At 80.5% G+C, this 1230-nt stretch carries 1 pseudogene; it reads left to right on the top strand.

Annotated elements, in window-relative coordinates:
* Window positions 1-1230, top strand: a pseudogene (locus tag KIH27_RS22000) (PE family protein); the annotation flags it as partial.

The following is a 1230-nucleotide window of genomic DNA, read 5'->3' as shown; positions in this document are numbered from 1 at the left end:
GGCGGCGCGGGCGGCACCGACACGGCCGCCGGCAACGGCGGGAACGGCGGCCAGGGTGGCGACCGGGCCACCGGCGGTAGCGGTGGCACCGGCGGCACCGGTGTGAGCGGCGGGGCGGGCAACGGCCAGGCCGGCACGGATGGGTCCGGCGGCGACGGCGGCGCCGGCGGCAACGGCGGTGCCGGGCAGACCCTGGCGGACGGTTCCGCGCAGAACGGTGGCGCCGGCGGCCTGGGCGGCAACGCCGGCACGGTCGGCACCGGCGGCGCCGGCGGTAACGGCGGCGTCGGCTCGGCCGGTGTGGCAGGCAGCACCGATACCGACGGCAACGGCACCGCGGGCACCGCGGGCGGCAACGGCGGCCACGCCGGGGCCGGTGGCACCGGTGGCAGCGAGTCCGGCAACGGCGGGGCCGGCGGCACGGGTGGTCTCGGTGGCGCCGGTGGGGCCGGTGGCGCCGGGGTCAGCGGTGCCGCGGGTTCGGATGCGGCGGCCGGCAGCGGCGACGCGGGCGGCACCGGCGGCGATGCCACCAGCAGCAACGGCAACGGCGGTGCGGGCGGTCAGGGCGGCGACGGTGGCGCCGGTGGGACGGCCGCCAACGGCAGCGCGGGTGTCGACGGCGCGGGTGGTGCCGGTGGGGCCGGCGGTGACACCGGCAACGGCGCCAACGGCGGTGCCGGTGGTGCGGGTGCTGGTGGCGGTGTGAACGACACCGCAGGCATCGGCGGTAACGGTGGTTCCGGTGGTACGGCCGGCACGGCCGGTCATGGTGGTTCCGGCGGCACCGGCGGCGACGGCGTGCAGGCCGCCGACGGTGCCGACGGTGCGGTCCTGGGCGGCTCCGGCGGCAACGGTGGCAACGGCGGCGCCGGTGAGCAACTCGCCGATGGCACTGTCCAGGCCGGTGGCGACGGTGGTGCCGGTGGCGCGGCCGGCACGATCGGCTCCGGCGGCTCCGGCGGCAACGGCGGCAGCGGGGCGAACGGCCTGGCCGGCACCACGGGAACCGACGGCAGCGGCACCGCGGGAACGGCCGGCGCGGCCGGCGGCAACGGCGGCGTCGGCGGTGCCGGTGGCACCGAATCCGGTGACGGCGGCGCCGGCGGCCAGGGCGGTACCGGCGGGACCGGTGGTGTCGGCGGCAACGCCGCCAACGGCACCGCGGGCGCCAACGCGGTGGCCGGCAGCGGCGCCAACGGCGGCGTCGGCGGTGACGCGACCGGCGCG

This window comes from Mycolicibacter acidiphilus, assembly GCF_018455725.1.
Lineage (GTDB): Bacteria > Actinomycetota > Actinomycetes > Mycobacteriales > Mycobacteriaceae > Mycobacterium > Mycobacterium acidiphilum.
This window is presented reverse-complemented; position numbering and strand designations above follow the sequence as displayed.